This window comes from Flavobacterium sp. (assembly GCF_044338735.1).
In the GTDB taxonomy this organism is placed as follows: Bacteria; Bacteroidota; Bacteroidia; order Flavobacteriales; family Flavobacteriaceae; genus Flavobacterium.
Window position 1 is genome coordinate 1 of record NZ_JBIIWV010000009.1, and the last position, 26,905, is coordinate 26,905.

The 26,905-nt window shown below is 33.3% G+C and carries 23 protein-coding genes and 2 tRNA genes; 17 read left to right on the forward strand and 8 right to left on the reverse strand.

Translation table 11 applies throughout. The annotated features are described in order from the left end of the window. Positions 1 to 5: 5 nt before the first annotated feature. From gldK to ACIQZC_RS01355, 5 genes are all read left to right on the forward strand, one after another. Positions 6 to 1,331: a gliding motility lipoprotein GldK gene (gene gldK, locus ACIQZC_RS01335; RefSeq protein WP_396137460.1), complete on the forward strand. Its 1,326-nt coding sequence runs from the start codon at positions 6 to 8 to the stop codon at positions 1,329 to 1,331. Between the two features lie 49 nt (positions 1,332 to 1,380). Then, positions 1,381 to 2,016: a gliding motility protein GldL gene (gene gldL, locus ACIQZC_RS01340; protein ID WP_396137438.1), complete on the forward strand. Its 636-nt coding sequence runs from the start codon at positions 1,381 to 1,383 to the stop codon at positions 2,014 to 2,016. 47 nt (positions 2,017 to 2,063) lie between these two features. Then, positions 2,064 to 3,596: a gliding motility protein GldM gene (gene gldM, locus ACIQZC_RS01345; RefSeq protein ID WP_396137439.1), complete on the forward strand. Its 1,533-nt coding sequence runs from the start codon at positions 2,064 to 2,066 to the stop codon at positions 3,594 to 3,596. A 46-nt stretch (positions 3,597 to 3,642) separates the two neighbouring features. Then, positions 3,643 to 4,560, forward strand: a complete 918-nt coding sequence (gene gldN, locus ACIQZC_RS01350; RefSeq protein WP_396137440.1) for a gliding motility protein GldN — start codon at positions 3,643 to 3,645, stop codon at positions 4,558 to 4,560. A gap of 64 nt (positions 4,561 to 4,624) precedes the next feature. Further along, the gene (locus ACIQZC_RS01355) at positions 4,625 to 5,671 is read left to right on the forward strand and encodes an NAD(P)/FAD-dependent oxidoreductase (RefSeq protein ID WP_396137441.1); all 1,047 of its coding nucleotides are present in this window, start codon (positions 4,625 to 4,627) and stop codon (positions 5,669 to 5,671) included. Between the two features lie 88 nt (positions 5,672 to 5,759). Here the strand turns inward: ACIQZC_RS01355 and ACIQZC_RS01360 are convergent, their stop codons facing one another. Beyond that, positions 5,760 to 6,173 (reverse strand): DUF983 domain-containing protein, encoded by a 414-nt coding sequence (locus ACIQZC_RS01360; RefSeq protein WP_396137442.1) that lies wholly within the window; start codon positions 6,171 to 6,173, stop codon positions 5,760 to 5,762. A gap of 67 nt (positions 6,174 to 6,240) precedes the next feature. On the opposite strand from ACIQZC_RS01360, the gene ACIQZC_RS01365 reads away from it, so the two are divergent. Further along, the gene (locus ACIQZC_RS01365; RefSeq protein ID WP_396137443.1) at positions 6,241 to 8,157 is read left to right on the forward strand and encodes an ABC-F family ATP-binding cassette domain-containing protein; all 1,917 of its coding nucleotides are present in this window, start codon (positions 6,241 to 6,243) and stop codon (positions 8,155 to 8,157) included. Here the strand turns inward: ACIQZC_RS01365 and ACIQZC_RS01370 are convergent. The 3 genes from ACIQZC_RS01370 to alaS form a co-directional block, all read right to left on the reverse strand. Further along, entirely contained in the window at positions 8,154 to 9,110 is a 957-nt protein-coding gene (locus ACIQZC_RS01370) for a GSCFA domain-containing protein (RefSeq protein WP_396137444.1), read from the reverse strand. The two genes, ACIQZC_RS01365 and ACIQZC_RS01370, sit on opposite strands and share 4 nt — an antisense overlap. Positions 9,111 to 9,144: 34 nt before the next feature. Beyond that, positions 9,145 to 9,522, reverse strand: coding sequence for a GxxExxY protein (locus ACIQZC_RS01375; RefSeq protein WP_396137445.1), 378 nt, complete (start codon positions 9,520 to 9,522; stop codon positions 9,145 to 9,147). An 89-nt stretch (positions 9,523 to 9,611) separates the two neighbouring features. Then, positions 9,612 to 12,290, reverse strand: a complete 2,679-nt coding sequence (gene alaS / locus ACIQZC_RS01380; RefSeq protein ID WP_396137446.1) for an alanine--tRNA ligase — start codon at positions 12,288 to 12,290, stop codon at positions 9,612 to 9,614. Between the two features lie 175 nt (positions 12,291 to 12,465). Between alaS and ACIQZC_RS01385 the strand changes: the two genes are divergently transcribed. From ACIQZC_RS01385 to ACIQZC_RS01405, 5 genes are read left to right on the forward strand one after another with little or no spacing between them, the layout of a single operon-like run. Further along, entirely contained in the window at positions 12,466 to 13,443 is a 978-nt protein-coding gene (locus ACIQZC_RS01385; protein WP_396137447.1) for a M23 family metallopeptidase, read from the forward strand. Then, the gene (locus tag ACIQZC_RS01390) at positions 13,443 to 13,775 is read left to right on the forward strand and encodes a MerR family transcriptional regulator (protein ID WP_396137448.1); all 333 of its coding nucleotides are present in this window, start codon (positions 13,443 to 13,445) and stop codon (positions 13,773 to 13,775) included. The genes ACIQZC_RS01385 and ACIQZC_RS01390 overlap by 1 nt, the downstream gene beginning before the upstream one ends. Positions 13,776 to 13,797: 22 nt before the next feature. Beyond that, positions 13,798 to 14,400, forward strand: coding sequence for a LemA family protein (locus ACIQZC_RS01395; protein WP_396137449.1), 603 nt, complete (start codon positions 13,798 to 13,800; stop codon positions 14,398 to 14,400). Continuing rightward, complete coding sequence (locus tag ACIQZC_RS01400) at positions 14,400 to 14,837, forward strand: TPM domain-containing protein (RefSeq protein WP_396137450.1); 438 nt, start codon at positions 14,400 to 14,402, stop codon at positions 14,835 to 14,837. The genes ACIQZC_RS01395 and ACIQZC_RS01400 overlap by 1 nt, the downstream gene beginning before the upstream one ends. Then, positions 14,837 to 15,586 (forward strand): TPM domain-containing protein, encoded by a 750-nt coding sequence (locus tag ACIQZC_RS01405; RefSeq protein WP_396137451.1) that lies wholly within the window; start codon positions 14,837 to 14,839, stop codon positions 15,584 to 15,586. The genes ACIQZC_RS01400 and ACIQZC_RS01405 overlap by 1 nt, the downstream gene beginning before the upstream one ends. A 43-nt stretch (positions 15,587 to 15,629) precedes the next feature. On the opposite strand, the gene ACIQZC_RS01410 is transcribed toward ACIQZC_RS01405, so the two are convergent. Both ACIQZC_RS01410 and ACIQZC_RS01415 read right to left on the reverse strand, forming a co-directional pair. After that, positions 15,630 to 16,664, reverse strand: a complete 1,035-nt coding sequence (locus ACIQZC_RS01410; RefSeq protein WP_396137452.1) for an Omp28-related outer membrane protein — start codon at positions 16,662 to 16,664, stop codon at positions 15,630 to 15,632. A gap of 4 nt (positions 16,665 to 16,668) precedes the next feature. Further along, entirely contained in the window at positions 16,669 to 17,406 is a 738-nt protein-coding gene (locus ACIQZC_RS01415; RefSeq protein WP_396137453.1) for a T9SS type A sorting domain-containing protein, read from the reverse strand. An 85-nt stretch (positions 17,407 to 17,491) separates the two neighbouring features. Here ACIQZC_RS01415 and ACIQZC_RS01420 point away from each other — a divergent pair, with 85 nt between their 5' ends. The 3 genes from ACIQZC_RS01420 to ACIQZC_RS01430 all read left to right on the forward strand — a co-directional run bounded on the left by ACIQZC_RS01420 (position 17,492) and on the right by ACIQZC_RS01430 (position 21,646). Beyond that, entirely contained in the window at positions 17,492 to 19,369 is a 1,878-nt protein-coding gene (locus tag ACIQZC_RS01420) for a choice-of-anchor J domain-containing protein (protein ID WP_396137454.1), read from the forward strand. A 91-nt stretch (positions 19,370 to 19,460) separates the two neighbouring features. Next, a complete protein-coding gene (locus ACIQZC_RS01425; RefSeq protein ID WP_396137455.1) occupies positions 19,461 to 19,934 on the forward strand; it encodes a TlpA family protein disulfide reductase in 474 nt (157 codons plus the stop codon). 14 nt (positions 19,935 to 19,948) lie between these two features. Beyond that, positions 19,949 to 21,646 (forward strand): DUF6029 family protein, encoded by a 1,698-nt coding sequence (locus tag ACIQZC_RS01430; protein ID WP_396137456.1) that lies wholly within the window; start codon positions 19,949 to 19,951, stop codon positions 21,644 to 21,646. 35 nt (positions 21,647 to 21,681) lie between these two features. On the opposite strand, the gene der is transcribed toward ACIQZC_RS01430, so the two are convergent. Both der and era read right to left on the reverse strand, forming a co-directional pair. Next, entirely contained in the window at positions 21,682 to 22,992 is a 1,311-nt protein-coding gene (der, locus tag ACIQZC_RS01435) for a ribosome biogenesis GTPase Der (RefSeq protein ID WP_396137457.1), read from the reverse strand. A gap of 283 nt (positions 22,993 to 23,275) precedes the next feature. Beyond that, the gene (era, locus tag ACIQZC_RS01440; protein WP_396137458.1) at positions 23,276 to 24,160 is read right to left on the reverse strand and encodes a GTPase Era; all 885 of its coding nucleotides are present in this window, start codon (positions 24,158 to 24,160) and stop codon (positions 23,276 to 23,278) included. A 117-nt stretch (positions 24,161 to 24,277) separates the two neighbouring features. Here era and ACIQZC_RS01445 point away from each other — a divergent pair. The 3 genes from ACIQZC_RS01445 to ACIQZC_RS01455 form a co-directional block, all read left to right on the forward strand. After that, positions 24,278 to 24,350 (forward strand) — tRNA-Met (locus ACIQZC_RS01445). Between the two features lie 20 nt (positions 24,351 to 24,370). After that, positions 24,371 to 24,443 (forward strand) — tRNA-Met (locus tag ACIQZC_RS01450). Between the two features lie 715 nt (positions 24,444 to 25,158). After that, positions 25,159 to 26,905 (forward strand): choice-of-anchor L domain-containing protein (locus tag ACIQZC_RS01455; RefSeq protein WP_396137459.1); only part of this gene is annotated, 1,747 nt, incomplete at its 3' end.

Sequence of the window (26,905 nt, forward strand, 5' to 3'; positions counted from 1 at the left end):
TATTTATCAGTTGTGGTAAAGGCGATAGAGGAGAATTAGTCGGAGTTAAAGGCAAAAAATGGCATCCTGAGAAACCTTACGGGATGACATTAGTTCCTGGAGGAGCCTTTATCATGGGTAAATCAGACGATGATTTAGCTAATATCCAAGACGCACCTACTAAAACAGTTACAGTTACCTCATTTTACATGGATGAGACGGAAATCACCAACAATGAATACCGTCAGTTTGTAAATTGGGTAAAAGATTCAATCATTAAAACCCGTTTAGCAATCACTGCTGATGAGCAGGACAAAAAACCAGGTACCGGCGGTATCGGGGAATTTGCCTTTGCTGATGCAGATACAACAAAGATGTCGGTTTATGATAAGTACATGTACAAAAACTATTACAGTGTAGGTTCAGATGATGATATGTATTCTGGGAGGAAATTAAACCAAAAAATAAAACTTATTAAAGAAACTAAAAAGTATCCAGATGAGTTATATGTTGAGGTGATGGATTCTATGTATTTGCCAGAATCAGAATCGTACAATGGTTTAAAAACTATTGACGCATCAAAATTGAAGTTTAAATACAATCAGGTTGATTTAAATAAAGCGGTTAAAAAGAAAGGTAGAAAAAATTTCTATGAAAAAACACCGCCTATCGAAATATATCCTGATACAACAGCATGGATTAAAGATTTTGCATACTCCTATAATGAGCCAATGCACAATAATTATTTCTGGCATAAAGCTTATGGAGATTATCCAGTAGTAGGTGTTTCATGGAATCAATCAAAAGCATTTTGCGCTTGGAGAACAATGTACAAAAATGGGTACATCAAAAAGAAAAAAGGAAGAGATCAAGTAAATGAATTTAGATTACCAACCGAAGCAGAATGGGAATATGCTGCTAGAGGAGGAATCGAAGGCGCTACTTATCCATGGGGAGGCCCTTATGCTAAAAATGACAGAGGTTGTTTCTTAGCGAATTTCAAACCTGTTCGTGGAGATTATGCAGCAGACGGTGCTTTATACACGGTTGAGGCAAAATCGTATGAGCCAAATGATTTTAACTTATACAACATGGCTGGAAATGTTGCAGAATGGACGGAGTCTTCTTATTTTGCAGAATCCTATGAATTTGTTTCAACTATGAATCCAAATGTATCCGATAGAACAAACCAACGAAAAGTAGTACGTGGTGGTTCATGGAAAGATGTAGGATATATGTTACAAGTATCAACTCGTGATTTCGAATATGCTGATTCAGCAAGAAGTTATATCGGATTTAGAACTGTTCAAGATTACATGGGAACAGTTTCTACCGGAAAAAACCCTAAATAGTATTAAACCAATTTTATTATAATTAACTTAACTAACAAATTTATTTATTATGGCATTATTAAGCAAAAAAACAATGGGTTTCCTTTATGGAATGGGAGCAGCAGTAGTAATCGTTGGAGCATTATTCAAATTACAACATTGGACTGGTGCAGATATCATGCTTATCATTGGATTATTAACAGAGGCAGCTATCTTTGCTTTATCAGCTTTTGAACCGGTTGAAAAAGATTTAGATTGGTCTTTAGTATACCCAGAATTAGCTGGTGGTGAATCTACTGGTAAAAAAGCAAAAGGTGAAAGCCCAGCTGAAGCACAAGGATTATTATCTCAAAAATTAGATAATATGCTAAAAGAAGCTAAACTAGATGCTGAATTAATGGCAAGCTTAGGAAATAGCATTAAAAACTTTGAAGGTGCTGCAAAAAGTATTTCTCCAACTGTAGATGCTATGGCGGGTCAAAAGAAATATGCTGAAGAAATGGCTGCTGCAGCTTCTAATATGGAAGCTTTAAACGGTTTATATAAAGTTCAATTAGATAGTGCAGACAGAAACGCACAAGCCAATCAAGAAATTGTAGAAAATGCTGCTAAATTAAAAGAGCAAATGCAATCAATGACTTCAAACATTGCGTCTCTAAACGCTGTTTACGGAGGTATGCTTACTGCTATGAGTAACAGAGGATAATTAGTTTTATCAGTAAATTTATTAATTAAAACTAATTTAAAGAAAAAATGGCAGGAGGAAAATTAACCCCTAGACAGAAGATGATTAACCTGATGTATCTGGTTTTCATCGCAATGTTGGCATTAAATATGTCAAAAGAAGTATTATCAGCTTTTGGGAATTTTAACGACAAATTTTCGGAATCGAATAGATTAACAGACGATTCTAACGGTAATTTATTATCTGCTTTAAATACTAAGGCAGCTGATGAACCAGCTAAATATGCTGAGCCAGCAAGAAAATCAAAAGAAGTTGCTAAGATTTCTAAAGATTTTGTTGCTTTTTTAGAAACGGTAAAAGCTGAAGTTACAGAAGGATATGAACCAGATGAAAAAACTGGTAAATTACCTTTCGAGTCAATGGATAAATCAACCATCGATGAAAAATGGTTTAAAGGTGATGGATATAGTCCAAGAGGAAAAGAAATTGTTTCAGCAATTGATAAATATGTTGCTGATATCAAAAAGGTATTAGGAAATGATGTAAAATATATTCCTTTTATCAAAGAGATTGAAAAGAAATTTTCAACGGCAGATATTGCAGATAAAGAGGGAGTTAAAAAACCGTTTTTAGATTATAAAGCAAAAGGATTTCCAGCTGTTTCTACATTAACTTTTGTAACTGCAATGCAGAATGATGTTAAAAATACAGAAGCAGGAGCTTATAACTTATTCTTAGGAAACGCCTTAAAAACTGCAGCTTCCATGAAAAATTTTCAAGCTATTGTTGTTTTAGAAAAAAATGTTTTTTTCCAAGGTGAAACAGTTAAGGGTAAAGTGGTTTTAGGTCGTTATGATGCTAATACAGTTCCTACTTCATTTAATGGGCCTGGTAAAATTGAAAATGGACAAGCTGTTATTTCTACTACCGCTGGCTCTATTGGTGAACAAAGAATATCAGGTAAGTTTGGATTCTTAGAAGATGGTAAAGAAATTCCATTGGCTTTTGAAGGTACTTATGTGGTTGTTCCAAGACCTAACCAAGCGATTATTTCTGCTGATAAAATGAACGTAGTATATCGTGGTGTTCCTAACCCTATTTCTATTTCGGTTCCTGGTATTGCTTCTAACAAAGTGAATGCAAGTGCGCCAGGTATGTCAAAAGTAGGCGACGGTAAATTTATGTTAAAAGCAGGTTCTGGTAGTGAGGTAAAAATTAATGTTACAGCTACAATGCCAGACGGTAAACTAATGTCTAGTGCTCAAGTATTTAGAATTAAAGGATTACCTGCTCCAACAGGAAAAGTGGGTGGATCCGAAAAAAATTCTGGACCTAAGAATAACTTAGAGGTTTGTTCGGTTACTGCTACTATGGAAGATTTTGATTTTCCAGTTACAGTTAATGTTACTCAATTTAACATTAAAGTGCCTGGTCAACCAACTGTTGTAGTTTCTGGTAATAAAATGGACTCAAGAGCGAGAGCAGCAATTGCTAAGGCTTCTAGAGGCGATATCGTTATTATTTCTGAAATTAAAGCAAGTTTTGTAGGAATCGATCAAGTTGCTAAAAGAGTTTCAGCTTGTACATACGAAATAAAATAAAACTACGTTTTGTGTTTAGTTGATAAACCAAATAAAAATGAACAAAATGAATTGGAAAAATAGTATTGCAATTATAGTATTAGGTTTAAGTTCAACTTTTACCTTTGCTCAGTCTAATCTATTAAATGCTAAAAAACCCGAGCAAATCGGAAAGAAAACAGCAGCAGAATTAAGTGCAGACAACGATAAACCATTGCCTTATGGTTATGTTCACGATAGAGATATTTTGATGGGTAAACGCACCTGGGAAATCATTGATTTAGATGAAAGGATTAACTTTCCGCTTTATTTTCCAGTAGATGGTGATGTGATGACCTCACCAGATCGTAGACCTCTTTACAATGTTTTAGTAGCGGCAATCAAAGAAGGTAAAATTTCTGACGTTTATGATTCAAGTTATTTTACCACCAAGAAAACCTTGAAAGATATTGAGTCTTCTTTGTTCAAAATTGATACTTCAGATGTGGGTAGAGATCAAATGAATGAAGACATTAATGCTTATCGTAATGGTACTAAAAAGATATCGGAAGAATACATTAGAAAAACTGAAATTCAGGCTTATAATGTAGATTCTTATAAAGTAGCTGGATATTGGTATTTTGACAAAAGACAAGGAGAACTAAAATACAGACTTTTAGGTATTTGTCCAATGGTTCCTGATGTATATGAAATGGATAATGCAAATCCTGAAATGATTGAATTATTTTGGGTTTATTTTCCTGCCGCTAGAGATATTTTACATAGTGCAAAAGCATTCAATAACAGAAACTCAGCTATGTCCTTTACATTTGACCATTTGTTAAATGCAAGACGTTTTAGTGGTGTTATTTATCAAGAAGAAAATGTGTATGGCGATCGTTTAATCAAAGATTACATGAGAGAAAATGCACAAATGCAATTATTAGAATCGGAGCGTGTAAAAGAAAAAATACGCGATTTCGAACAAGATATGTGGAATTATTAATAGTATTTCTCCAATTCATTTAAAAAAACTCTTACCATTGGTAAGAGTTTTTTATTTTTACACCATGATAGATTATATAATCGTTGGAAATGGCTTAGCAGGTATTTCTTTTGCCGAAATTGCAATACAGCAAGGTAAGTCCATTTATGTTTTTGATAATGACTCACAACCTTCATCAAGAGTTGCGGGTGGATTATATAACCCGGTCGTTTTAAAACGCTTTAGTGAAGTGTGGAAAGCCAAAGAACAAATTGATTTTGCCTTTCCTTTATATCACGCAATTCAAACCAAATTAAATGTGGTATTTGATTATGAAATTCCTATCCTTCGAAAATTATATTCCATTGAAGAACAAAACAATTGGTTTCAAGCTGCTGATAAACCAAATTTAGCGCCATTTCTTGATTCAAAATTGGTAAAGCAAACCTACGAAAGTATCACTTCACCCTTTCATTACGGAAAAGTAAATCATACGGGTTATTTAAACATTTCAATATTAATTGAAGCATATTCAAATTATCTAAAATCAATTAATAGTTTTAGTTCAGAAGGTTTTGAATACGATACAATTGAATTTTTAGAGCACGGAATTCAATATAAAAATAGAATAGCCAAGCACATTATTTTTGCTGAAGGTTTTGGGTTGCATGCCAATCCTTATTTTAATGATTTGCCTTTAGATGGAACCAAAGGAGAGTTGCTAATTATTAAAGCACCAGATTTGAAACTAGATGTAGTTATAAAATCAAGTGTTTTTATATTGCCCTTTGGAAAAGACTTATACAAAGTAGGTGCTACTTATGATTGGTCAGATAAAACTAATATACCTACAGAAGCTGGAAAACAAGAATTGGTTGAAAAGCTTTCTGAATTAATTTCGTGTGATTTTGAAATTGTAAATCATTTTGCAGGTGTTCGCCCAACCGTTAAAGATAGAAGACCACTTGTAGGAGCGCATCCTGTTCACACACAATTGCATGTTTTAAATGGTTTAGGGACTCGTGGAGTTATGCTCGGACCTTATTTAGCCAATCAATTATTTCATCATATTGAAAATAACGTTCCGCTTGAAAAAGAAATTGATATTGTTAGATGTTATAATAAAAAGTAGCTGGCTAGATTTTCGGACAAAAGATTTTCAGATATTATTAATACAGAACTCCAATATCAGAAAATCAATTATTAGAACAACGAAATGACTATCTCAAAGTAGTTTTCTTTTCTCCCTTATGTTGTTTCCAGTCTTTGTCATAACTCATAAACATATTGATCCATATATTTCTGGAAAGTCTCATAATTAAGGGCATAAACACAACTAATGTAATTATAATTGCGATAAAATTGTTTACTAAATTCTTTTCTCCAACAAAGAAAAAAGTAATAATAAAAGCTGCTACACCAAATGCAATTCCAAGAGCATAACTCACATACATAGCGCCAAAAAAAAACGAAGGTTCCATTTTATATTTTGTTCCACAATGTCCGCAATTTTCATGCATTTTATAAACATTGAGCAAATTATACGGATTTTTGTCTAAATACATGCTTTCTTCATGGCAAGTTGGACAACTTCCTGTTAAAATGCTATTTAATTTGGATCCTTTTTTTAACATTTGCAAAATATTTTACACAAAGGTACAATAACTAACTTTCACTTGTGTAACAATAGTAACATTCAATATGCTAAACATACATAATTTATCAGTTTCATTTGGTGGAACCTATCTTTTTGAAGAAGTAACTTTTAGACTCGGTTCGGGAGATAGAGTAGGACTAGTTGGAAAAAATGGTGCAGGAAAATCAACGATGTTAAAAATTTTAGCCAAAGATTTCGCTCCCGATTCTGGTCAAATAGCTACTGAGAAAGAAGTAAAAATGGGATTTCTTCGTCAAGATATCGATTTTGTAAAAGGACGATCTGTTTTAGAAGAAGCCTATCAAGCATTTGAAGAAATTAAGCGTGCCGAATTTAGAATCGATGAAATCAACCATCAATTGGTCACACGAACCGATTATGAAAGTCAGGAATATTCTGATTTAATCGAAGAATTGAGCGATGTAACCCATCATTACGAAATGCTTGGCGGTTATAATTATGTAGGCGATACCGAAAAAATTCTCTTGGGACTCGGATTCAAAAGAGAAGATTTTGATAACCAAACCGATACTTTTTCGGGCGGATGGAGAATGCGAATTGAATTGGCTAAGTTATTATTACAATCAAACGATATTTTGCTATTAGATGAGCCTACGAATCACTTGGATATCGAAAGTATCATTTGGTTAGAAGGTTTTTTACGAAATTTTCCTGGCGTAGTCGTAATTGTTTCGCACGATAAAATGTTTTTGGATAATGTAACCAATCGTACTATCGAAATTTCACTAGGAAAAGCATATGATTTCAATAAACCCTATTCCGAATATTTAGTGTTGCGTCAGGAAATTCGCGAAAAGCAATTGGCAACACAAAAAAATCAAGCTAAAAAAATTGAAGAAACCGAAAAATTAATCGAAAAATTCCGTGCAAAAGCTTCAAAAGCATCCATGGCGCAATCATTGATTAAAAAATTAGATAAAGTTGAACGCATTGAAGTAGATGAAGACGACAATTCGGTGATGAATATCTCGTTCCCAGTTTCGCAAACACCAGGAAGAGTTGTAATCGAAGCAGAACACGTTACCAAAGCGTATGGCGAGAAAACCATTTTAAAAGATATTTCACTTTTAGTGGAACGGGGTAGTAAAGTGGCGTTCGTGGGTCAAAACGGACAAGGAAAGTCAACGTTTATGAAAGCCATCGTGAACGAATTTGAATATAAAGGTTCTATCAAATTAGGTCATAACGTGCAATTGGGGTATTTTGCGCAAAATCAAGCAGAGTATTTAGATGGTGAAATTACGTTATTGCAAACGATGGAAGACGCTGCAACCGATACAAATCGTTCCAAAGTACGCGATATGCTAGGTTCGTTTTTATTTAGAGGTGATGATGTTGAGAAAAAAGTAAAAGTACTTTCGGGTGGCGAACGCAATCGTTTGGCGCTTTGTAAATTGCTTTTGCAACCAATAAATGTTTTGGTAATGGACGAACCAACCAATCACTTGGATATTAAGTCTAAAAACGTTTTAAAGGCCGCTTTAAAGCAGTTTGAAGGAACTTTGTTGTTGGTTTCTCACGACCGTGATTTCTTGCAAGGGATGTCAAATTTAGTGTATGAATTCAAAGATCAGAAAATTAGAGAATATCTTGGCGACATCAATTTCTTCTTAGAACAGAAAAACGCCATGAATATGCGCGAAATTGAAAAGAAAGATTTGGTTTCTAGCACAAATACAAATAAAGCAGTAAAAAATATTTCTTACGAAGATCAAAAGAAAGCCAAATCATTACAAAATCGGTTAAGTAAAATTGAAAGCCAAGTTCAGCAATTAGAAAAAGACATTCAGCACGATGATAAAGCATTGGCTTCAAATTATGACAAACACATTGAAGATGCTACTTTTTTTGCGGCCTATGAGAAAAAGAAAAAAGAGTTGGAACAATTTTTAGAAGATTGGGAACTCGTGCAACTAGAGATTGAGGAATTGAATAGCTAGTTTTCAAAAGATACAAATGGCAACTTTTTTTTAAGAGTTGTCATTTTTGTTTTTAAATCTGCTAAAAATTTTTGGTGACTTTCACTATTAGGATTAAATGGTCGATGTTGTAACGCTCTTTGCACTTCACAAATTTCATTCATCAATCCAAATTCTGATTCCGAAATATAATTTTCAAAGAATTGTATCCAAATATAATCAATCGCCGTTTGATTCGGATGTAACATATCCTCTGCATAAAAACGATAATCTCGCAATTCATCCATTATAATTTCGTAAGCAGGAAAATAGTTGGTGTGCGATGGATTATTGCTAATTGCGTTATGTAGTGCTGCAATCAAATGGGCTTTACTCAAAGTATTTTCAGCAAAACCATCTTTGATATGTCGCACAGGTGAAACGGTAAAAATGAAGTTACAATTTGGATTTACTACAGAAATATTAAAAAGAATTGACTCAATACTTTGTGCAATGATTTCGGGCGACAACAATTCTTTACTAAACTGCTTTTGCGGTACTTTATGGCAATTGGCAACTATTTCGTTGGTTTCAATATTTCTGTAAACCCACGATGTTCCTAAGGTAATGATACAATGTGTCAATGAACCAATGTGTCGATGTGTAAATTCAACAATCGAATTTAAATTGCTCAAAAATATTGCTTTATCTGGATGCGAAAGTTCAGAATGTACTTCATAACACTGCCATAAGTCATTATGAAAGAAAATATCTTCTTCGGTAAAATATTCTTTTTGAGCACTTCTTTCAATAAGTTTGGCCAATGAAACCGGATTAAAAATATTGCCAAACGGATTCGTTATGTTTTGGAATTTAAAATATTGGAATTTCTTTCCCATACTTTCTGCAAAACACGAGCCCAACAAAATGATTTTGGAATCATAGGTTATTGGATGGTTATATTTTTGAATGGTAATTTTAGTGGTGAAGTTCATTTTTTTTCTCGCAAAGGCGCAAAGGCGCAAAAAATTATAAATTATTTACTATTCTATTGATTCCAGTTTTAATTAAAGGCTCATTAAAATTAATTAACAAACCTAATTTTAATCCAGTAATTTTTAAGTAAGTTAAAACTTGTTTTGGATGAACTTGAGCAATTTGTTCAACAGATTTAACTTCTATTATAACTTTATTTTCAACTATCAAATCTGCTCTAAATCCAATATCCATTTTCGTTCCGTTCCAAATTACGGGAAGTGCTTTTTGTCTTTCAACAGATAACCCACGAGAAGTTAGCTCATAATCTAAAATAGTTTCATAAACAGATTCTAATAATCCAGGGCCTAATTGCGTATGAATCTTATAACTTATATCAACTATGATTCTTGATAGTTCGTTTTCCGACATGCTTTTTTATTTTTTTATAATTAAATCACGCAAAGACGCATAGGAAAAGCTAAACTTTGCGGCTCTGCGTCTTTGCGTGAGAAAAAAACTTAGTTTATATAATTTACCGCATTCTCTAAAACCGCAGCAATTCCGTTTGTATTTTTCCCTTTTCCAGAAGCGAAGAACGGTTGTCCACCTCCATTTCCATCAATGTATTTTCCTAATTCACGGATTACGGTTCCAGCGTTTAAACCTTTGTTTGCCACTAATTCCTTAGCAATATAACAGTGGATATTTGGCGCATCGTCTTCAATTGAAGCTAAAACTACAAATGAGTTTGGTTTTGAAGTTCCAATAGCTTGTGCTAAATCTTTCGTCGCACTCATTGATAAATCGACTTGTTTTACTAAGAAATTAATTCCATTAACATCTTGAAATTCAGAAACTAAACTTGCTGCTAATCCGTCAATTTTTTCTTTTATTAGTTGCTCAATTTGTTTTTTCAATTTTGCGTTATCGTCTTGTAACGAAGCCACTGATTTTAAAACATCTTGAGGATTTTTCAATACTTCCTTAATTTCCGACAAGGTGTTTTCTTGATTCGTATAAAAATCTTTAACGGCATTACCAGTAATGGCTTCAATACGACGAATTCCAGCTGCAACGGCACCTTCTGAGACAATTTTGAAATGCCAAATATCAGCCGTATTTTTCACGTGAATTCCGCCACATAATTCCTTACTATTTCCAAATTCAATCATACGAACACTGTCGCCATATTTTTCACCGAATAAAGCCATCGCACCTTTATCTAATGCTTCTTTAATTGGAATATTTCGATGCTCTACTAATTGCAATTGGGCTTCAATTTGTGTATTGACACTTGCTTCAACCTGACGTAATTCTTCATCAGAAACTTTTGAAAAATGCGAAAAATCGAAACGTAAATAATTCGGATTTACTAACGAACCTTTTTGTTCTACATGCGTTCCTAAAATGGTTCTCAAGGCCAAATGCATCAAGTGTGTCGCCGAGTGATTTTTTGAAGAAGCAGTTCTTAAATCAACATTCACTTTTGCAGTAAAACTTCCGTTCAAATCGGTTGGTAAATTTTTAGCAAAATGAATTATTAAATTATTTTCTTTCTTGGTGTCTATAATTTCAATAATTTCTTCTTGACTCTCTTCATCTGACTTTTGACTTTCGACTTTCGACTTTCGACTAATTAAAGTTCCCTTATCTCCTACTTGTCCACCACCTTCTGGATAAAAAGGTGTATTATCTAAAACGATTTGGTATAAAATGCCGTCTTTTTTTGAATCTACTTTACGGATACGAGTAATTTTTGTCTCATTTTCCGTTTGATCATATCCAACAAACGTTTCTACATTTCCAGGAATTAAAACCGACCAATCTTCTGTAGAAACTTCAGAAGCGGCACGAGAACGCGCTTTTTGTTTTTGTAATTCGGTTTCGAAACCAGCTTCATCTAAACTAAACCCTCTTTCTCTAAGAATTAAAGCTGTTAAATCGATTGGGAATCCAAATGTATCGTATAATTCAAATGCTTTTTCTCCAGAAACTTCTTTCCCTGAAGTATTTACCATTACGTTTTCTAACAATTGAATGCCTTGTTCCAAAGTTCTTAAAAAAGACGCTTCTTCTTCACGAATTACATTGGTAACCAATTGTTGTTGCGATTTAATTTCTGGAAAAAATTCTCCCATTTGATTCGCTAAAACAGGTACCAATTTATTAATAAAAGGTTCTTTTGTATCTAAAAACGTAAATCCATAACGAATCGCGCGTCGTAAAATTCTACGAATTACATAACCAGCACCAGTATTTGACGGTAATTGACCATCAGCAATAGCGAAAGCCACTGCACGGACGTGGTCTACTACCACACGAATAGCAATGTTGGTTTTGTTTTGTTCTTCTGTTATGTTTTTTACTTCATTCGAAGTATATTTTAATCCTGTAATTTCTTCGACTTTTGCGATAAGTGGCGTAAAAACATCCGTATCGTAATTTGATGTTACATGTTGCATCGCCATACACAAACGCTCAAATCCCATTCCGGTATCTACGTGTTGTGCAGGTAATTTTTCTAAAGAACCATCGGCTTTGCGGTTAAATTCCATGAAAACGTTATTCCAAATTTCCACTACTTGCGGATGGTCGGCATTGACCAAACTTCTTCCAGACACTTCATTTATTTCGGCATCAGAACGCAAATCAATATGAATTTCAGAACACGGACCACACGGACCTTGGTCGCCCATTTCCCAAAAATTATCTTTTTTATTTCCTAATATAATTCGGTCTTCGGGTACAAATTGTTTCCAAATATCCCAAGCTTCTTGATCAAAAGGCACATTATCTTCTTTACTTCCTTCAAAAACTGAAACATATAAACGGTCTTTATCTAACTTTAAAACTTCCGTAAGAAATTCCCAAGCCCAAGGCAATGCTTCTTTTTTAAAATAATCGCCAAAAGACCAATTTCCAAGCATTTCGAACATAGTGTGATGATACGTATCAAAACCTACATCTTCTAAATCGTTATGCTTTCCCGAAACACGCAAACATTTTTGAGTATCCGTAATTCGATTACTTTTTGGCGTACCATTTCCTAAGAAAAACTCTTTAAACTGAGCCATCCCTGAGTTATTAAACATCAGTGTTGGGTCGTCTTTTAATACAATTGGGGCAGATGGAACAATGGTATGTCCTTTGCTTTCAAAAAATTGTAAATAGGCTTTTCTTATGTCTTGTGATTTCATCATCAATGATTTTGTTCAAATGTATGCTTCAATATTGGTTTTAAAACAAAATAAAATTAGGAATAATTCACTACTAAATAAATAAAAATAGCTTTAGAATGAAACATTTCTTAAATTTGTTCGTATAACTTATGTTAACCAATAAATTTGGCACAAAAATAGTATATTTTCATTTATGTCGAAGGTAAAATATTATTACGATTCAGAAAATTTAGCATATAAGCGAATTCAAACCCGAAAAAGAAAGAAATTTGCATACGTAATGCTCTTTTTGTTGTCATCGGCATTGTTTGGTTTTCTGATTTTTCTGATTTTAATTAATACAAGCTATTTTGAAACACCAAAAGATAAAATTCTGGCACGCGAAATTGAAGTAATGGCATTGAATTATAAAGTTTTAAATAAGAAACTTGATTTAATGAATGAAGTATTAACGGCTATTGAAAATAGGGACAACAATATTTACCGCATTTATTTTAATACAACTCCCATTTCTGAAGAAGAACGAAAAGCGGGTTTTGGTGGTGTAAATAGGTATAAAGATTTACAAGGATTTAATAATTCTGAATTAATTGAAAATACCACAAAACGGGTTGATGTTTTAACCAAAGAATTGGTAATTCAGTCAAAATCGTTAGATGAAATTGTGGCTTTAGCCAAACAAAAAGAAAAATTATTAGCTGCTATTCCGGCCATTCAGCCAGTTAAAAATGAAGATTTGAAGCACATGGCATCAGGATTTGGTTACCGAAGTGATCCATTTACAAAAATAAGAAAATTCCATTACGGTATGGATTTTACGGCACGAACAGGAACGCCTATTTATGCCACTGGAGATGGAGTAGTAGTCAAAGCAGATAATTCGCTTTCAGGTTATGGAAACCATATTGAAATTAATCATGGCTATGGCTATTTAACATTGTATGCACATTTAAGTAAATACAAATGCCGACCTGGTCAACGTGTAAAACGTGGTGATATTATTGGTTATGTAGGAAGTACCGGAAGAAGTGAAGCGCCGCATTTACATTATGAGGTATTGAAAAATAAGAAGAAAATTAATCCGATTAATTTCTATTATGGAAGTATTTCGGCTAAAGAGTATATTGAAATTTCAAAATTAGCAAATCAAGAAAACCAATCCTTAGACTAATGCATGTAGAACTAGCGCCCGATAAACGATATTACAGCATTGGTGAAATCGCCAAAGCATTTGATGTAAACGCCTCCTTAATTCGATTTTGGGATAAAGAATTTGACATTCTAAAACCAAAGAAAAATGCCAAAGGAAACCGAATGTTTACTCCGGAAGATGTAAAAAATTTACAGTTGATTTATCATTTGGTCAAAGAACGTGGTTTTACTTTGGAAGGAGCCAAAACTCATTTGAAAGAAAATCAGAAAAAAACACTAGATAAATTCGAAATTATTAATAAATTGGAAACGATTAAAGCCCAATTGAATACCCTTAAAAATCAATTATAATTAACATTAAAATAAAAAAAAGATGAGAAAATTTTTGCCTTGGATCGTAGTTGGAGGATTGCTATTAATAGCAGTATTTTGGTTTGTAAGCATTAAAAATGGTGCTGTTAAAACCAATCAAGAAGTGAATAAAGAATGGGGAAATGTCGAAACTTCTTACCAAAGAAGAAATGATTTAATTGGAAATTTAGTTGAAACCGTAAAAGGTGCTGCTGATTTTGAAAAATCAACATTAGAAGCAGTTACAAGCGCTCGAGCAAGTGCAAGTCAAGTAAAAATTGATCCAACGAATATTACGCCGGAGCAGTTGGCACAATTCAATCAGGCACAAAGTGGTGTATCTTCTTCTTTATCAAGATTGTTAGTTACGGTTGAAAATTATCCAGATTTGAAATCCAATCAAAATTTCTTGAAATTACAAGACGAATTAGCAAGTACTGAAAACCAAATTTTAACAGCAAGAACGCGATTTAATGAAGCGGTTCAAAAGTACAACAACTATATTTTAGTATTTCCAAATTCAATGTTTTTAGGAAATTATAAAGAGAAACCATATTTTGATGCAGTTGCTGGTGCGGAAAAACCGGTGGATGTAAAATTTAATTTTTCAAACGATAAAAAATAATGGCTAAGACCGAAGTGTTTTTGTCAAAAGAAGACGAGCAAGAAATTGTTCTAGCTATCGTGGAAGCCGAAAAAAATACTTCGGGTGAAGTGAGAGTACATATAGAAAAACGTTCAGAAAAAGCACCTCTTGACAGAGCTCAGGAGGTGTTTTTTGAATTGAAAATGGAAGCAACAAAAGACCGAAATGGGGTGTTGTTTTATGTTTGTGTTGCCGATAAAAAGTTTGCCATCATTGGCGATGAAGGTATCGATAAAGTAGTGGAATCTGATTTTTGGGATTGCACTAAAGATATCGTAATTTCTAATTTTAAAGAGGCTAATTTCAAGAATGGCTTAGTGGAAGGCATTTTAAGAGCAGGCGAACGATTGAAGAAGTATTTTCCGTATCAATCAGATGATATGAACGAATTGTCTAACGAAATTTCCAAAAGCTAATGAAGAAATTAGTACTGTTATTTGTTTTTTGTGGAATTTATGTTCAAGCACAATATACAATTCCTGATAAACCCAGTTTTCAAACGAGTGTTTATGATTATGCCGATGTTTTAAATCCTACGGAAGAAAAGGAATTAGAAAGTAAATTAATTCGTTATTCTGATTCGACCTCAACACAAATTGTGGTCATTTCAGTTGAAGATTTAAAAGGAGAAGATATCGGAATTTTAACTCCAAAATGGGCTCAAGAATGGGGTATTGGTCAAGAAAAAGAAGACAATGGAATTCTGATTTTATTATCAAAAAAAGACAGAAAAATATGGATTGCTCCGGGTTATGGTGTGGAAGAACGTTTAACCGCCGGAATCAATGGAGAATTAACCAGAAATGTCATTATTCCCGAGTTCAAAGCAGGTAGTTATTATTCAGGTTTAGATAAAGGAGCCGATGCTATTTTTAAAGTCTTACAAGGAAAATACAAAGGTTCTCGTAAAAAAGAATCAAATTTTCCAGTAGGAATAATTGTTGTCGTTGTAGTTTTTCTTGTTTTAGTGTTTTCTAAACGAAACAGTGGTGGAAACGGAGGTAGATCAGGAGGATTAGATTTAGGCGATATGATCATTTTAAGTAGCTTAGGAAGAAGCGGAGGAGGATTTGGTGGCGGAAGCTTTGGCGGTGGTTCTGGAGGATTTGGCGGCGGCTTTGGCGGCGGCGGATTTTCAGGAGGTGGCGCTGGCGGAAGTTGGTAAACGGATATAAAAAAGGGCTTACAATTGTAAGCCCTTTTTTATATTATAAGTATTGATAGGTTTGTTCCTGATTTACTTTTATAGCTCGGGCATTCAAAACATTTCCAGTATTATCAATAATGAAAGCTACAAATTCAGCTTTTTGAATATTTGTAATTGTACTTAATGGAATTGTAAATTCACGAGAAAATTCATTTCCAGTGCTAGAACTGGAAATTGAATCACCATTTATATTCGTTAAGATATTTCTTAACACGTGATCATGAACAAAATTTTGAATGATATCATCACCATTAAAGAAAGTTGTATAATTTATCTGATCATAAATAAATCCACTTTCTAATTGGTAAACCACCAAACTCAATTGATTAAAATTATCTGAAAATAATCCATCAACAGTTAATTTAATTGAATTAGTTAATGTCTCAGATTTTAATTTTAAGCCTAATCGTTTATTGATTTGGGTTTGAGAAACGACCATTCCTAAATTATTATATTCTAATGGGGTCCATCTTGTTTTTCTGTTGATGTACGCTTTTGGATAACCACCATTTGGTTCAAATGCAGATGCGTCAAAATTATATGGGTCGTAACTTGCATCAGTAGGATTAGAACTCGAACGATGAATAGCAACTTTGATTAACTGATTGTCGTTAGTACCTAACTGCACACTAGCTTGAGATAAAGCTTCAACAACTCTAGGGCAGTTTCCACACCAAACTCCTGTGTAGTCTTCTACCATTACATTACTTTTGAAGGCAATTAATGAACCATCATGATAAGTTATTTCTACAGTATTTTCTGAATCAACACCGTTATACTTTGCCTCAACAACATATACTCCTATTTGACTTTTTGTAAAAGTGTTAGCTGTTAAAGCAACCCCATTTACATAAAATGTTGCTTGAGCAGTAACATCTGCACCATTGTTTTTTATCAATCGTAAGGTTGTAGTTTGATTAATAATTCTTGTAGTTTCATTTGAGGATAAGATTAAACCTTCAATTGACTCTTCAATAATGTAATCTTTTGAGCAACCTAACAGTGAAAAAATAAAAAGTAAATAGAAATATTTCATAGAGTTATTTTTTGAAGATTTTTACAGTATCTGAAATACCTTCATTACTTTTAAAATTCAAAAAATATAAGCCAGTTTGGTAACTCGATACATCTATATTTGTATTTTCTTCTATATTTTCAGTTGTAATAATTTGTCCTTGAAGATTAATTATGCTGTATTGAACAGGTTTGGTAATTTCTAAACCAATAAATTGATTGGCAACATTATTCAATACTTTCACACCCATTGCGCTAAGTTTATCTTTTTGATCTACACTCATTGTGGGTCCCATATAGCGGTAGGTAAAATTGAAGTCAGTTCCTACATTAGTTCCGTTTAAGTCTCTTGTAAAAATTCGAAAAGAGAAATTCATTGGGTAATTAGTACCATCTCCTGGATTAGAATTTTTAAAACTATCATTCAATCCAACGGTATTTTCCCCAGCATTGATGATATTTTGATAATCTGGATATATGCCATTAACAGCTACACTTGGAATACATTCTCTACCCCAACACAATTGAAAATTAGATCCATTATTGTTTACAAGACCAGTACAACGCATTCTAAAATCTAAATTAACTGTCGAGTTGTTGTGAACGGTAAATTTTAATTCGGAAGCAGCACTGTTGTATGAAGTAAATTCAATAACTTCATTATTGGTAAAAGGCGTGCCGTCGATTCTATTAACACTAAATTGACCATTTACTTGGTTAACGACAGAAAAAGTAATTAATAACAAAAATGTAATTTTTTTCATAATTGAATAATTTTTAACAAAAATATCATTTTTTTCTATTGTTTTGAAAAAAAAATTATATTTGTATAAACATAAATAATTAAATATGAAAAAATTATTACTTATACCATTATTTTTATTGTCAAATTTTTTACATTCTCAAATAATATTGCAAGAAAATTTTGATGCACTTGGAGATCCAATAACATTGCCAACTGGTCCAACTGGTGGTTGGACAATGACAAATCAAAGTAACCCGGTTGGAACAGCTACATGGTTTAGAGGAAATACAGCCGCTTTAACATCATATAATGGACCAGCTGATGGTTATATAGCAGTAAACTATCAATCTGGAGCGGGAGTAAGTAATCTAAGCAATTGGCTTATGGCACCTTCTAGAACGGTCCAAAATGGTGACGAGGTGTCTTTTTACACTAGAGTACCAGGTTCGCAATACCCAGATCGTATGGAATTGCGAATGAGCACATTAGGAGATTTATCTGTAAATCCGTCTGGATCTACAGGTTTAGGTTCATTTACTACATTATGTGCTTCAGTTAATCAAAATTTAACGGTTGGAGGATATCCAACCACTTGGACAAAAATTACATATGTTGTAACTGGATTAAGTGGTCAAGTAGCATGTAAATTTGCTCTTAGATATAATGTTACTGGTGGTGGTACTGGAAATAATTCAGACTATGTAGGGATAGATGCTTTTGAAATAAAAAGACCAGTTAATAATGATTTGTCTCTTGAAAGCGTAACTGTACCATCAATCATTGTTAATGGTAATTTTTCATTTAATGGGACTGTAAAAAATGTAGGTTCAAATTCAGTTACCTCTTATGATGTTACTTGGCAATCAAATGGAGGCGCTTTACAAACTTATAATATCACAGGGGTAAATATTGCTCCGGGTGCAACAAACAACTTTACACATAGTGTGCCATTAAATGTAATTGCGGGTTCAGCATATTCTTTAGTTTTTAATGTTTCAACTGTAAATGCAACTACTGATGGGTTTACTGCAGATAATTCGATTACTAAAAATACTATAGGAGCATCTGGTTCAACTACATACAAACCTTTAATAGAAAAATTTACGAGTTCTACTTGTGGCCCATGTGCCTCTTATAATAATGCAACTTTTAATCCTTTTTATACCGCACAAAACCAGAATTTTAATTATATAGCCTACCAAATGTACTGGCCTACTCCTGGAGATATCTACTACACTGCTGAAGGTGGTGTTAGAAGAGGTTTTTATGGTGTTGATTCAATCACTAGTTTATGGATAAATGGCGTAAATTATTCCACTGGAAATAATCAAGCAACACTTACAACACATGTAAATACTGAGGCTACTAAACCAGGATATTTTGGCTTAACAGCTAACAGAAATTTATCTGGTGGCAATGCAGTAGTGAATTATAATATTACTCCTTTTATTACCGGAAGTTTTGTGTTACATGCTGCTGTTATTGAGAAACTAACAACTGCAAATGTTGGTTCTAATGGCGAAACATCTTTCAAACACGTAATGATGAAAATGGTTCCTAATGCAAGTGGAACAACAATTAACACCACTGCAGGAACGCCAATTAGTGGACAAATATCTGCAATTATATCATCAGGTACTTTTATTGAAGATCCTAACGATTTAGAAGTAATTGTTTTCATTCAAAATGCCACAACTAGAGAAATTATGCAAAGTTTTAAAGCTACCGATGCTTTATCACTTGAAGATAATGCACTTGCAAAAGTTAAATTGTATCCTAATCCAGCTTCCAATAATATTAGATTTACTAATATTCAAGAGGCTACAATTATGATTACAGACGTAACCGGAAAAGTTGTTTTACAAACGGAAGGAGTTGATGAAAATTCAATAATTAACGTTTCAAATTTAAATTCAGGGATTTATTTGGTAAATATCAAAAATGAATCAATGAATGAAACCATTAAATTTGTAAAAAAATAGTTACTTTTTGAAATTAAATATATAAAGCTGTCTGAAATAATTACTATTTTAGACAGCTTTTTCTAATCATTTCCGTTATTAATTTTTCCACATGAAAAAAATTATTTTCTTTTTCTTTTTATCGATTTTCGGATATTCACAAAATCAAATGCCAAATATTGAACTTAATGCTATCTCAGGTGAATCTGTAAACCTTTCTACTGATTTTAATGAAGTTGACAAACTTTATGTATTTTCTTTTTGGGCAACGTGGTGTGCACCGTGTATCAATGAATTAGAAGCTATGCATAAAAAATATGATACTTGGAAAGAATCTTTAAATGTAGAAATTATTGCCGTTTCTATTGATGATTCAAGAACACAAAAAAGGGTAAAACCATTTTTAAAAGGGAAAGGCTGGACTTACAATGTTTTGTTAGATTCTAATCAGGAATTAAAAAGAGCATTGTCAATTGTAAATGTTCCTTATACGATTGTAGTGAAAAACAGCAAAATTGTATTTGTTAGTAATGGTTATTCGCAAGGAGCAGAAGAGGAACTTTATATTAAATTAAAAGAACTATAAATCAATTTTAACTCATGAGATTTTTAACCTATGTACTTGCATTCAGTTTTTCATTTCTTTTTGTAAATGGTCAAGAGAAAAAAAATAAAGGAAGATTTTTTGGAGGTTTTGAAACCAATGCACAACGGTATTTAAAATTTGAAAATAATGAAAATTCTCCTGAATATTTTCGTTCAAATAATTACCTACAAGTAAATTATGAAATAAAAAAGTGGACTTTTGGAATCCAAGTAGAAAGTTATGAGAAACAGGCATTATTAAATTATAATCCTGGTTTTGACGGCACCAATGTGGCAACCTACTTTGCAAAATATAAAGCGAAAAAATTTGAAGCTACGGCTGGATATTTTTACGAACAGTATGGTTCAGGTATGATTTTACGTGCGTGGGAAGATAGAGCACTTGGAATCAACACAGCATTACGAGGAGGAAAGATATTTTATAAACCTACAAAAGATATCAAGTTTAAAGCTTTTTATGGACAACAAAGAACAGGGTTTAAGGTATCTGAGGGTCAATTATATGGTTTTGATATTGAAGCCAATTTATCAGATTTGTTTTCTTTTCAAGAATCTGATTTAGAAATTGGTTTTTCAAATGTCAATCGCTACGAGAAAATTGACGAAGCGCTTATTGCTAATCCAAGTTTTAGTCCAACAACAAATGCATTCTCTTTTAGAACTTCTTTTACTCAAGGAATTTTTTATTCCGCATTAGAGGCAAATTACAAATCAAAAGATGCTACAATGAATAGAATTACAAACGCTATTTCAAATGATTTTATTAATGATGGTAATGCCTTTCAATTGAATTTAGGTGTTGCAAAAGATGGATTAGGCATAGATTTAACTTTGCGAAGAACAGAAAACATGTTGTTTACTTCTGAACGCATTCCTAAAGCAATAGGTTTGAATCAATCGTCTTTAGATTATTTTGATAAAGTAATTAATTTTACTCCAGCTTTGACCAAACAACACCATTCAAATTTAGCAAACATCTATGTGTATCAAGCGCAAGCAGGGGTTGAGTTTAAATCGAATGAAATTATGAAATCTGGAGAAACCGGAGGTCAAATTGACGTAGTTTATGAATTTGCAAAAGACACAAAATTTGGAGGTAAATATGGGACAAAAGTAGCCCTAAACTATGCGAGTTGGTATAATTTGCCCGGAACCTATCGGGCAGTGCCTGCAAAATATGAAACTAATTTCTTTGGTGTGGGTGAAAAATATTTTTCTGATCTTAATCTTGAAGTAAAAAAGCAGTTTTCAGAAAACACTCGCGCTTCTTTTCTTTATGTGAATCAATATTACAACAAGCCTTGGGTTGAAGATGCCTCTCAAGATGTAAATACGCATATATTTTATAGTGAATTAATTTATAATTTTACAAAATCAAGGTCAATCCGAATTGACGCAGAACACATGTGGGCTGATGCCGATTTTAAAAATTGGATTGGCGGCTCTTTAGAATATAATTTCAATGAAAAATTTTCTCTTTACACTTTGGATTTGGTTAATTATGGCAATACGAAAGACAGTGAAGAAAAGAAAAAGCATTATTTAACAGTAGGAGGAGCTTACAGAAAAGGGGCAACTCGAATTGCGCTTGGTTATGGAAGACAAAGAGGTGGTTTGGTTTGTGTTGGTGGTGTCTGTAGGTTTGTTCCAGAAAGCACTGGAATTTCTTTATCTTTTAATACTGCATTTTAAAAAATTAAAAAGAGACCAACTGGTCTCTTTTTTTACTATTTCTGTCTGAAATAAATATCTATTGGAACGCCACTAAAATTGTATTGTTCTCTCAATTTATTTTCTATAAAACGTTTATATGGGTCTTTTACATATTGCGGCATGTTGGCAAAAAACACAAACTGAGGCGTGGGTGTTGGCAACTGCATACAATATTTAATTTTAACATATTTTCCTTTCAAAGCGGGTGGTGGCGTTGCTTCTATAATAGGCAACATCAAGTCATTGAATTTTGAAGTCGAAATGCGTTGTTTTCTGTTTTCAAACACTTCAACCGCAGTTTCTAATGCTTTTAGTAAACGTTGCTTTGTTAATGCCGAAATAAAAAGAATGGGCACATCGGTAAATGGCTGTAATTCTTCTCTTATTTTTCGTTCATAATCTCTTGTCGACATGGTGTCTTTTTCAACTAAATCCCATTTATTTACCAAGATAACAACCCCTTTTCGGTTTTTTTCGGCCAACCAAAAAATACTTTGATCTTGTCCTTCAAATCCACGAGTCGCATCAATGACTAACAAACAAACATCGCTGTGCTCAATAGCTCTAACCGAACGCATTACCGAATAAAACTCTAAATCTTCTTTTACCTTTGCTTTACGTCTAATTCCGGCAGTATCTACCAAGTTGAATTCAAATCCAAAACGGTTATATTTCGTGTCAATTGCATCACGTGTTGTTCCAGCAATGTCTGTAACTACAAATCGATCTTCGCCAATTAAAGCGTTAATAAATGATGATTTTCCTGCGTTTGGTCTTCCTACCACACAAAAACGTGGTAAAGGCTCTACTTCTTCAGTAACTTCGGGCATTTCAGGCAACACTTCGACTAATTTGTCTAAAAGTTCACCAGTTCCGCTGCCGCTCATTCCCGAAATGGTGTAATATTCTCCTAATCCTAAATTGTAAAATTCTACTGCGTCTTTCTCACGCATGGCGTTATCTACTTTGTTAATGACTAACAAAACAGGTTTTTTAACCTTGCGGAGTAATTTTGCCACTTCATCATCCATTGGCGTAATGCCTTCTTCTACATCGACTATAAAAATGATTGCATCTGCTTCGTCAATAGCTAATTCTACTTGTCTGCGTATTTCTGCCTCAAAAATATCGTCCGAACCTTTGATGTAACCTCCCGTATCTATTACAGAAAATTCTTTTCCGTTCCACTCACTTTTCCCATAATTTCTATCACGAGTAACGCCGCTTACCGAGTCAACAATAGCTTCTCTTCGCTGAATTAAACGATTAAAAAAGGTGGATTTTCCTACATTAGGTCTTCCTACAATGGCAACAATATTGTTCATAATCTTATTTTGAATGTGCAAAAGTACGATTTTTTGGAGCTTTTTCCAGCTATTCGTTTCAATCTTTTTGTTTTTGCTCAAACAAAAAGGATTTTCACTGTAAATAAAATTCATCGAACTCATATAAAAAAGTAAAAATTGTGAGATAATATGGGCTAATATAAAATAAGCCCCACAAATGCATAAGTTAGAAGATTTAATGAATCGGGTGTTGGAATAAAAAAACCTGATGAAATTCATCAGGCCTCTTATATCTTTATTCTTTACTCTTTTTACTTTTTACTTATTTCTGGTTATACCCAAAACGTTTTAGTTGATAAGCACTGCTTCTCCAATCTTTATTTACTTTAACATAAGTAGCCAAGTGAATTTGTTTACCAAAGAATTTTTCTAAATCTTCTCTTGCTTGAATGCCCACACGTTTTAAAGCAGTACCTTTATGGCCAATGATAATTCCTTTTTGTGTTTCGCGTTCTACCATAATTACCGCACGAATTCTAATAATGTTGTCGTCTTCAATAAATTCTTCCGTTTCAATTTCCACAGCATACGGAATTTCTTTGTCGTAATTCAATAAGATTTTTTCACGAATGGTTTCGTTTACAAAAAAACGTTCCGGTTTATCGGTCAAAGCATCTTTAGGATAAAATGCTGGAGAAACCGGAAGTAATTCTATAATCCGATCAAAAACCGTTTGTACATTAAAATTCTCTAATGCCGAAATAGGAAATAGTTCTGCATTGGGTACTTTCTCTTTCCAAGCCTGCACTTGTTCTTCTAATTGTTCTTGGTTGGATTTATCAATTTTGTTCAATAATAATAAAACGGGAATCTTAGAATGAATAATTTTGTTAAAAAAGGCCTCGTCTTTTAGTTCTTTTTCGCCAATTTCCACCATGTACACTAAAATATCAGCATCTTCAAAAGCCGATTTTACAAAATCCATCATCGAATTTTGTAATTCGTAAGCAGGTTTTATAATTCCAGGTGTATCTGAAAATAAAACTTGAAAATCATCACCATTTACAATTCCAAGAATACGGTGACGTGTTGTTTGTGCTTTCGAAGTAATAATAGATAGGCGCTCGCCAACAAACGCATTCATAAGCGTTGATTTTCCTACATTAGGGTTGCCAATAATGTTGACATAGCCTGCTTTATGTTCCATTGTAATAAAAATATAGGTACAAAGGTAATTATATCCAACTAATTAGTAGAATTAAAACATTATTTTTAAAAAACTATTGTAATTTTAAATAAAGAGTGTAACTTTGCACTCACAAATCGCGGGATAGAGCAGTAGGCAGCTCGTCGGGCTCATAACCCGAAGGTCACAGGTTCGAGTCCTGTTCCCGCTACAAATTATTTTACCGCACAGCGCGGGATAGAGCAGTAGGCAGCTCGTCGGGCTCATAACCCGAAGGTCACAGGTTCGAGTCCTGTTCCCGCTACTAAGAAAACCATTCAGAAACGAATGGTTTTTTTGTAAATGATAATTTGCTATAAATACATTCTCAATGTGTAGAAAAATATCTACACCCATATTAAGGCCACGCCTATAGACTTAATATTTTTACTTTTTTTCTGACTCAATAAAATAAGGTATATTTTGATTTATAAAAATCGTCTTTGATTCATATTAAATCCAATAAAAATTACATTTATTAATCTTTTATAAGATAATCAGACCTACAAAATTTTAAAGATTTTATTACAAATTACAATAAGTGAATAATTACTTTTGATTTCTAGTTAATTCAAAGTTAACTATTTATTATTATTTAAATTATTATTTGTATGATTAAAAAATTCCCCCTATCGAATTTTAAATTATGGTTATTTATTAGTGTTCTTTTTACTTTTTCTAATGCATTTTCGAACAATTGGTATGTTAATGATAATTCTACTGCTAATGATACCATTGCTAAATTGTGTTTAAGCGCGTCCTTACCTAAATTAACTTTTTTTACTACAATAACCTTGACAACTTCAAAAATAGCAGTAAAACCGTTGAATCAATGGCACTTATTCTAGCTCTTCAGCAATAGTTTTTATTGCTTTTCAGTTTTCAATAAAATAATTTATTCCAAATGACATTTATATTCTAAATGTGATTTTAAAAATCGATTTAAAAATCTATAAAATTTAAATTAAAAAGTTAGTAAAATGAAAGTATATTTCAGAATAATTTTAGTGTCATTTATATTCACTTTGAGTATGTATAATTCATACGCTCAAATTACAATTAATAACACCGGTTATACCCAAACACAATTAGTTAATGGTGTACTTGTCCCATCAGGTAGCGGAACAACAGTTTCAAATGTTGTTTTCAGAGGTGTATATAATAATTCAAGTCGTTACCAAGTAGGGTATTTTTCTACTGCAACTACTACTTTGGCTCAATTGGGTTTTACTAATGGTGTGGTATTAACTACTGGTAATACTTCTGAAATTCCTTTATCAATTAGTACTCATCCTGGTTCTGTAGCGCAATTGTCAAGAAACTACACTTCTGGCACAACTGGGGAACTTAGACAAACTGGAACACCAGCACCAACTATAATTCAAGATTTAGATGTATTAGCAGGAGCAAATAATTATTTTAATGGAGCAATTTTAGAATTTGATTTCGTGCCAGTTCAAAATTCAGTTGCTTTTAGATATGTTTTTGGATCAGAAGAATATAGAGATAATAATGGTAGTATAAATTATCAATGTTCATCTTATAATGATAAATTTGGTTTCTTAATTAGCGGACCAGGAATTGCAGGTGGTCAGGGTTTTTCAAATAATGCTAGAAATATTGCACGTTTAGGAAACGGATCTGAAGTTTCAATTAATTCCGTAAATAATGGAGTTGTAGGGTCTAGTGCTTCGCCACAAAATGCTTCTTATTGTACTGCTGCAAATGGCGCTTGGACACAAAATACTCCCTCACCAGAATATTTAGGACTAATCTATGGTACTCAACTAAATGGAAACACAAAAATTTTAACTGCTTCGCAAACTGGCTTAATTCCTGGTCAAACCTATCATATTAAATTAATTGTTACAGATGTTAATGATGGTGGTTATGATAGTGTTGTTTATTTAGAAGCAGGAAGTTTTACTACAGAATCTACTTGTAATGCAGGTCCAAATCAAAGTTTATGTGGTTCCACTTCTACTACTTTAGCAGCAAGTGCACCTGCAACGGGTACCTGGAGTCTTGTTTCAGGATCGGGAACATTTGTTTCAAACACAAATCCTACTACTAGCGTTACAGGTCTTTCAGCAGGTACAAATGTATTTAGATGGACTGCTACCGATTTAACTTGTACTTCTGATGTTACTGTGACTGTAACTGCAACTCCTACTGCACCAACAACAGCATGTTATCAAACGGCGACTTTTAATACGATAACTTGTTCATGGGATGTAACAGGAACGCAACCTGTTCAACCAACAACAGCATGTTATCAAACCGCTACATTTAACACTACAACATGTTCATGGGTTCTAACAGGAACACAACCTGTTCAACCTACGACAGCATGTTATCAAACCGCTACATTTAACACTACAACATGTTCATGGGTTCTAACAGGAACGCAACCTGTTCAACCAACAACCGCTTGTTATCAAACGGCAACTTTTAATACGACAACTTGTTCATGGGATGTAACAGGAACGCAACCTGCTGCACCAACAGGATTAGCATGTTATCAAACATCGACTTGGAATCCAACAACCTGTATTTGGGATGTATCAGGAACACAACCTGCTGCACCAACAGGATTAGCATGTTATCAAACGGCAACTTTTAATACAACAACTTGTGCATGGGATGTAACAGGAACACAACCTGTTCAACCTACGACAGCATGTTATCAAACCGCTACATTTAACACTACAACATGTTCATGGGTTC

What these genes read in the sequence shown, in the direction of transcription:
- ACIQZC_RS01360 (WP_396137442.1), bottom strand. Translation starts at nt 6,173, where the DNA reads ATGTTAAAAAAAGGATCCAAATTAAATAGCATTTTAACAGGAAGTTGT.
- era (WP_396137458.1), bottom strand. Translation starts at nt 24,160, where the DNA reads ATGGAACATAAAGCAGGCTATGTCAACATTATTGGCAACCCTAATGTA.
- ACIQZC_RS01420 (WP_396137454.1), top strand. Translation starts at nt 17,492, where the DNA reads ATGAAAAAATTATTACTTATACCATTATTTTTATTGTCAAATTTTTTA.
- ACIQZC_RS01405 (WP_396137451.1), top strand. Translation starts at nt 14,837, where the DNA reads ATGAAGAAATTAGTACTGTTATTTGTTTTTTGTGGAATTTATGTTCAA.
- ACIQZC_RS01415 (WP_396137453.1), bottom strand. Translation starts at nt 17,406, where the DNA reads ATGAAAAAAATTACATTTTTGTTATTAATTACTTTTTCTGTCGTTAAC.
- ACIQZC_RS01425 (WP_396137455.1), top strand. Translation starts at nt 19,461, where the DNA reads ATGAAAAAAATTATTTTCTTTTTCTTTTTATCGATTTTCGGATATTCA.
- ACIQZC_RS01395 (WP_396137449.1), top strand. Translation starts at nt 13,798, where the DNA reads ATGAGAAAATTTTTGCCTTGGATCGTAGTTGGAGGATTGCTATTAATA.
- der (WP_396137457.1), bottom strand. Translation starts at nt 22,992, where the DNA reads ATGAACAATATTGTTGCCATTGTAGGAAGACCTAATGTAGGAAAATCC.
- gldM (WP_396137439.1), top strand. Translation starts at nt 2,064, where the DNA reads ATGGCAGGAGGAAAATTAACCCCTAGACAGAAGATGATTAACCTGATG.
- ACIQZC_RS01410 (WP_396137452.1), bottom strand. Translation starts at nt 16,664, where the DNA reads ATGAAATATTTCTATTTACTTTTTATTTTTTCACTGTTAGGTTGCTCA.
- gldL (WP_396137438.1), top strand. Translation starts at nt 1,381, where the DNA reads ATGGCATTATTAAGCAAAAAAACAATGGGTTTCCTTTATGGAATGGGA.
- ACIQZC_RS01370 (WP_396137444.1), bottom strand. Translation starts at nt 9,110, where the DNA reads ATGAACTTCACCACTAAAATTACCATTCAAAAATATAACCATCCAATA.
- gldN (WP_396137440.1), top strand. Translation starts at nt 3,643, where the DNA reads ATGAATTGGAAAAATAGTATTGCAATTATAGTATTAGGTTTAAGTTCA.
- ACIQZC_RS01390 (WP_396137448.1), top strand. Translation starts at nt 13,443, where the DNA reads ATGCATGTAGAACTAGCGCCCGATAAACGATATTACAGCATTGGTGAA.
- ACIQZC_RS01400 (WP_396137450.1), top strand. Translation starts at nt 14,400, where the DNA reads ATGGCTAAGACCGAAGTGTTTTTGTCAAAAGAAGACGAGCAAGAAATT.
- ACIQZC_RS01365 (WP_396137443.1), top strand. Translation starts at nt 6,241, where the DNA reads ATGCTAAACATACATAATTTATCAGTTTCATTTGGTGGAACCTATCTT.
- ACIQZC_RS01355 (WP_396137441.1), top strand. Translation starts at nt 4,625, where the DNA reads ATGATAGATTATATAATCGTTGGAAATGGCTTAGCAGGTATTTCTTTT.
- ACIQZC_RS01430 (WP_396137456.1), top strand. Translation starts at nt 19,949, where the DNA reads ATGAGATTTTTAACCTATGTACTTGCATTCAGTTTTTCATTTCTTTTT.
- ACIQZC_RS01385 (WP_396137447.1), top strand. Translation starts at nt 12,466, where the DNA reads ATGTCGAAGGTAAAATATTATTACGATTCAGAAAATTTAGCATATAAG.
- ACIQZC_RS01375 (WP_396137445.1), bottom strand. Translation starts at nt 9,522, where the DNA reads ATGTCGGAAAACGAACTATCAAGAATCATAGTTGATATAAGTTATAAG.
- alaS (WP_396137446.1), bottom strand. Translation starts at nt 12,290, where the DNA reads ATGAAATCACAAGACATAAGAAAAGCCTATTTACAATTTTTTGAAAGC.